Here is a 6,144-nt window from a genome sequence, read left to right on the forward strand (position 1 = left end):
ACGAAAAACGGCCCGTCTTAGACGGGCCGCTTCGTTAATCTCTCACGCTTACTGTGCGGCTTGCGGGTCAGTATCGTAATCTTTGCAGCTCTGGAAACCGTAATTCATGACGCGACCCACATCGTTATAACTCACGAAGTAGGTTTGTTGTTTACCATCACGCTCACCGATAACATAAGTCTGGCAAGTACCACGGGCATGCACCATGGTAATTTCAGTCGACGGCGGTCCAGCAATCTGGCGAACCTGGTCGCGGGTCATGCCTTTTTTCACATCCTTCACCACCGGCTTAGTCACATAGCTTTCGGCTTTGTCATAAGTCGTACAACCAGACAGGGCTACCAGCGTTAACGCAGTAGCGATACATCCCAGCACTTTATTCATCTTTATATTCCTCATACTTTGTCCATGTCACACTAATCCTGGAACATAAATCCAGATTTATCAAATCACTGGCTTCGCTTTCAGCCCATTCTGAAGCGTTAGTTTTTCGTAAAGTTGCTGTGTTGCGGCCTCCCGCTTCGTATAATCCTCCGGCAAAAAAATCTTAAGACAGAAAGAAAACAGAGGATCAATGACACCTGCACACTCCAATCGGTTGGTTTACGCCATTACGCTCGGCTTGCTGGCGGCACTCGGGCCGTTATGTATCGACCTGTATTTACCCGCACTACCAGAACTGGCTCGCGACCTGCACACCGAAACCGCCACCGCACAGCTGAGTTTAACCGCCGGTCTGCTGGGTCTGGGCGCAGGCCAACTGCTGTTTGGTCCCATGAGCGACAAATTCGGTCGTATTAAACCGTTGCTGTTATCGCTGGTGCTGCTGTTTATTGCCTCGATTGGCTGCGCACTGGCTAAAGATATTCATTCACTGCTGGTCGCTCGCCTGTTTGAAGGCTTAGCGGGCGCGGGCGGCGCAGTCCTGTCGAGAGCCATCGCGCGCGATATGTACAGCGGCCATGAATTAACGCGATTCTTCGCGCTGTTGATGTTAGTTAACGGCCTGGCACCGATTGGTGCACCGGTGCTTGGTGGCGTACTGATGACGGTGCTGAACTGGCGCGGCATTTTCGTGGTGTTGGGCTGTATTGCGGTGTTACTGATTTTCCTCGCGCGCTGGAAGCTATACGAAACCTTGCCCGCTGAACGTCGTAGCCAGGGCTCGATCTTTTCCGCATGGGCCGCGCTGGGCCAGGTTGTCACGCATCGTCCCTTTATGGGCTTCTGCCTGACGCAAGGTTTCATGATGTCAGGGATGTTTGCTTACATCGGCGCATCGCCATTTGTACTGCAACAGATTTATGGTTTATCACCGCAGGCGTTCAGTTTTTGCTTCGCTGCTAACGGCATCGGTCTGATTATTGCATCACAAACCAGTGCCCGATTGTGCCCGCTGTGGGGTGAGTATCGCGTGTTGAAAGGGGGACTAGCATTGGCATTCGTCGCCTCAAGCTGTCTGTTGCTGGCGGGACTGACCCACGCTGCCCTGCCGGTGATTTTGGTTGCGCTGTTCTTTACCATCGCCAGTAACGGTGTGATTGCCACCACCGCGTCATCCCTGGCGATGCAGAGCCAGGGACATCGCGCAGGCAGTGCCTCAGCGGTCATTGGTGTCACCATGTTTACGCTGGGCGCAATCAGCGTGCCCGTCACCGGACTGGGCGGCACCTCGGTAGTCAGCATGACGGGCACCATTTTTGGCTGCTTCATGCTGGCAATTTTAATGTTCATCGTATTGGCGAAAAAGCCTAAAAGCGCCTGAAAATCCTGCAAATAAGTGCGACAGCAAGCCTCGCGGCTTGTTGTTTGCCAGCAGAGGGGTTAGCTTTAACAAATGATTCGCATTGTGCCGTCAGGCTACAGACTTGAGGAGAGGTTCATGTCACTGCAGCAGGAAATCATTGAAGCCCTTGGTGTAAAACCCGTTATCGATGCACAGCAGGAAATCCGCGTAAGCGTTGATTTTCTGAAGTCCTACCTGAAAGCCAATCCCTTTTTAAAAACTCTGGTGCTGGGTATCAGTGGCGGCCAGGACTCTACGCTCACCGGCATCTTGTCACAAACCGCAATTCGCGAACTGCGTGAAGAAACCGGCGACAACGATTACACCTTTATTGCGGTGCGCCTGCCGTACGGTGTGCAGGCTGATGAACAGGATTGTCAGGATGCGCTGGCATTTATCCAGCCAGACCGCACGCTGGTGGTGAATATCAAAGAGGCGATTCTGGCCAGTGAACGTGCGCTGAAAGAAGCGGGCATCGTGGTCTCTGATTTTGTGCGCGGCAACGAGAAAGCCCGTGAGCGTATGAAAGCGCAGTACAGCATCGCCGGGATGACCAAAGGGGTTGTCGTCGGTACCGACCACGCGGCAGAAGCCATTACCGGTTTCTTCACCAAATACGGTGATGGCGGCAGTGACATTAACCCAATCTTCCGTCTGCACAAAGGTCAGGGCAAACAGTTGCTGAAAACTCTGGGCTGCCCGGAACATCTTTACCTGAAGCACCCAACGGCTGACCTGGAAGATGATCGCCCTGGCTTGCAGGATGAAGTGGCGCTTGGCGTCACTTACCAGCAGATTGATGCCTATCTGGAAGGTAAAACCATTGATGCCGCCGCTGCGAAAACCATCGAAGGCTGGTATCTGAAAACCGAACACAAACGTCGCCCACCGATCACTGTGTTTGACGATTTCTGGAAGAAGTAATCTCTTAGCGTTTCCCGCGATACCGGCGGGAAACCCCTCTTCAGCCACGCGTTGGCGAAATAAGCACCTGCCTGATATACTGGACGAACAACCAGTAATCGGAGTGAGCTTTGGTCAGACGTGCTGCCAGCCACCGCCTCGATTTTGATGCGGCGGCCATTTATCAATATCCCGAACATCTTCGCCAATGGCTGGAAGGATTACCCAATCAGCCTGGGGTGTACACCTTTCACGGTGACAGCGAAAACTTACCTTTGTATATCGGTAAAAGCGTCAACCTGCGCAATCGCGTGATGGCGCATTTTCGTACGCCCGATGAAGCCAGCATGTTGCGCCAGGCGCGACGCGTCACTTGGATACCCACCGCCGGCGATTTGGGCGCACAGCTGCTTGAAGCGCAAATGATCAAAACACAGCAGCCGCTGTTCAATAAACGCCTGCGTAAGAATCGTCAGCTCTGTTCACTGCAACTTGACGCTGGCGCGCCGCAGGTGGTTTACGCAAAAGATCTCGATTTCTCCTGCTCACCCAATCTTTACGGTCTGTTCCGCAGTCGTTTTGCTGCGCTGGAAAAGCTTAAATCCATCGCCGATGAACAGCGGTTGTGCCATGGGTTATTGGGATTAGAGCGCTTGAGCCCAGGACGAGGCTGCTTCCGCGCCGCACTAAAGCGCTGTGCCGGAGCCTGTTGTGGCAACGAACCGGTTGAGGATCATCAGCAACGTTTGCATGCGGCGCTAGAGCAGATGCGCGTGGTGTGTTGGCCGTGGCAAGGTCCCGTTGGCATGGTGGAAGTCGGTACAGAGATGACGCAGATCCACGTGATTGATCATTGGTTCTGGCTGGGGTCAGTCACAACAGAGGCTGAAGCGCGTCGACTACAGCGCGCGCGTCATGGCTTCGACCATGACGGATATAAAATTCTCTGCCGCCCCCTGCTCTCTGGCGTCTTCCCGCTTATCGAGCTTTAAAAACAAAACCGCCGACGCTGCCCAAAGCATCAGATGCAGTGGACAACGTCGGCGGTCTCAAACCGATTAGCTAAACGGCTTATTCACCATCAGCCGGCGGTGGCGGCATTTTACCGTCATGCGGGCCTTTCTCTGTCAGACGTTTCTCAAAATTAGCGTTGTACTGTTTTTTCTGCTCAGGCGTCAGCACGTTGTAAATCTTGTTCTGAGTTTCCATCATCTTCAGCGCACGATCTTTCGCGTTGGCGGTCATTTTCTCGGCCTGCGCTTCTGCTTTCGCCTTATCGAAGGTATCGGAAGCAATGATGCTGTGGTTCGCACGGCGCTCTTCCAGCGACGGACGTTTCATATCTTTATGGCTGTCACGCATGATGGTTTTGATCTGGGCTTTCTGCGCGTCAGTCAGATTAAGGCCTTTAAACATCATCTCCATGCCGTGATGGCGCATCGGCGGCTTGTGCATCGGCTTTTCGCTACCCGCTGGCGGTGGTGTGAGGTTGTCCGCAGCAGCGTGGACGATGTTGGCAGCACCAAGAGCCATTGTAGTAGCCAGGAACAGGGAAGTGAGTTTACGCATAATATTGTCCTTACTATTCAGTTTCATGACGACAAGGTGTGTCGCGTCTTCGGAAACAAGCATACGACGCCAAACGTCAACTACTCAGAGGCTGAGTAAAGCCCTGAAAGCATAAAAGACAAAGATCAGGCAATCATGGAGAGAAAGAGAAGAAATGCGTGAGGAATTGCAAAAGAGTATGACAATCAAGAAGAAATGCGCAGGAATTAAGGAGGAGTGTAACGGTATTGTCGGATTTGAGGAAGGAAAATATCGGTCTGTTAAAGGAAGCCAGATATTGTCGGGCGCGACCTTTAAGCCCCCCCTGGCTCCCTAGCGTAGCGGTGCGATTTATCGCGCCAACAGGAAGTTATTCCGCTGCTGAAAGGCGCGCAATAAATTGCGTAATGCTCGTCAGTTAAGAACTCTGGTTGCTCATTGATAAGTGGCCTGTTTTTCAGTGCGGGCTCTGCCGCCACTACTGCCCCCTCTGGGCCGTCCTCGCGCCGCTAAAGCGGTACCTTCGACTTCCACGTCGTGCCGGACGGACCGTTCGCGGATGACCATCCATGGTCGGCCGCGAACTGCCCCACGCCTCCCCGCGTGGGGCTCCTGGCCCAACGTAAAAGTCTCAGCGCTGCGGATAACCCTGAGGGGGCAGTAGAGGCGTCATAGCCTCAGACAATGTGCCCTGACAAGTCGCACTGAAGCTAATGAGCTGGCTGGGGCCGCACCGGGGCTGGCATTCCGCAGCGCTGAGCTGAGCGAGTATGCCAGGAGAGCCCGCAGGACGCGGGCGAAAGGTGGCGCTGGAACATGGATGTTCCATCGGCACCGGTCCGTTAAGGCAGACGAGTGAAGTGAAGGCACCGCGTCAGCGGCGCGAGGACCGCCAGCCCCGGTGCGGCCCCAGACGGCGTTATAACCAGTCGCTTAACTGACGAGCATTACGCAATAAATTGCGCCGCTACGGCTTGACGTTCGTGGCGCTAGCTACATGATCGGCGCTTTTACAGCGCCTGAGTCTGTTCGTTCTCTTCGACCAGCATCAATCCCGCACGCAATCCCGCCGCCACCTTAGGATTGGGAAATAATACATACTCTCGCGCTTGCTGCACGTAATAGCGTGTCTCACCCTCTTCTGCCAGCAAAGTCCCCTGCGGGAAGGCAGTAAAGTTCAGGGTTTCCGACCCCATGTGCAACACAAAATCGTCTCCATGACGGGTGATTTGCTGCGTCACGCGATAACGGCGCGGTGTTTCATGCACCTCAGGCAGTTTCTCACCGTACAGCAGCGCCGCTAAGGCACGCTGCACCGCGCTAAACTGATTAAGGTCATTCTCACCAAAGGGTAAGGCTTTACCCAGCTCCAGCGTGCTGCTCGCTGCATCATGATGTTCACAGCTGTAATGCGTGAAGGTTCCGCCAGGGGAGCGGTGGAACACCAGCGCTTCCAGCTCTGCCGCCGCCAGCCAATGCAGGAACGCTTCTGGCCATGGCTGGGGATTCAGCGGCATCACGCCAAAGCGCGCATGGTAAGAGCCGCGAATCGCCGTATGCAGATCCAGATGCCAGCGCACCTCATGATCGCGACAGGCGCGCCAGAAGTTCTCCAGCGCTTGCTCCAGCCGCAGCGCACGCTGCGCTTCCGGTAGTTCCGACACCTTCTGCCAGCGTCCACCAAACAGCCGGTTCATATCGTACTGCTGATAACGCTTGCCACTGCGTAACGCCTCGGGATTACCTAAAATGACCAGCAGACGCACTGCCAGCGGCTTTTCTCCCTGCAGTAGCGGCGTCAGCAACAGATTAAGAATTTCGACTGGCGCGGTTTCGTTACCGTGAATACCGGCAGACAGTACCAGCGCTTGATGAGTCGCATGATGCGGGGTCAGCGATAAGATCCC

The 6,144-nt window shown here is 54.4% G+C and carries 6 protein-coding genes; 3 read left to right on the forward strand and 3 right to left on the reverse strand.

The genetic code is table 11. The annotated features are described in order from the left end of the window. Positions 1 to 48: 48 nt before the first annotated feature. A complete protein-coding gene (gene osmE / locus PSSD_RS17690) occupies positions 49 to 384 on the reverse strand; it encodes an osmotically-inducible lipoprotein OsmE (protein ID WP_039335923.1) in 336 nt (111 codons plus the stop codon). A gap of 190 nt (positions 385 to 574) precedes the next feature. On the opposite strand from osmE, the gene PSSD_RS17695 reads away from it, so the two are divergent. From PSSD_RS17695 to cho, 3 genes are all read left to right on the forward strand, one after another. Next, positions 575 to 1,765: a multidrug effflux MFS transporter gene (locus PSSD_RS17695; RefSeq protein WP_058973128.1), complete on the forward strand. Its 1,191-nt coding sequence runs from the start codon at positions 575 to 577 to the stop codon at positions 1,763 to 1,765. Positions 1,766 to 1,882: 117 nt separating this feature from the next. Further along, a complete protein-coding gene (nadE, locus tag PSSD_RS17700) occupies positions 1,883 to 2,710 on the forward strand; it encodes an NAD(+) synthase (protein ID WP_039335927.1) in 828 nt (275 codons plus the stop codon). Between the two features lie 110 nt (positions 2,711 to 2,820). Continuing rightward, a complete protein-coding gene (gene cho / locus PSSD_RS17705) occupies positions 2,821 to 3,681 on the forward strand; it encodes an excinuclease Cho (RefSeq protein WP_058973129.1) in 861 nt (286 codons plus the stop codon). A 79-nt stretch (positions 3,682 to 3,760) separates the two neighbouring features. On the opposite strand, the gene spy is transcribed toward cho, so the two are convergent. Together spy and astE are read right to left on the reverse strand one after the other, a co-directional pair. Beyond that, positions 3,761 to 4,258 (reverse strand): ATP-independent periplasmic protein-refolding chaperone Spy, encoded by a 498-nt coding sequence (gene spy / locus PSSD_RS17710; RefSeq protein WP_039335930.1) that lies wholly within the window; start codon positions 4,256 to 4,258, stop codon positions 3,761 to 3,763. Positions 4,259 to 5,247: 989 nt separating this feature from the next. Then, on the reverse strand, positions 5,248 to 6,144 hold an 897-nt coding region (astE, locus tag PSSD_RS17715; RefSeq protein WP_058973130.1), incomplete at its 5' end, for a succinylglutamate desuccinylase.

The organism is Type-D symbiont of Plautia stali, from assembly GCF_001485335.1.
Lineage (GTDB): Bacteria > Pseudomonadota > Gammaproteobacteria > Enterobacterales > Enterobacteriaceae > Pantoea > Pantoea vagans_C.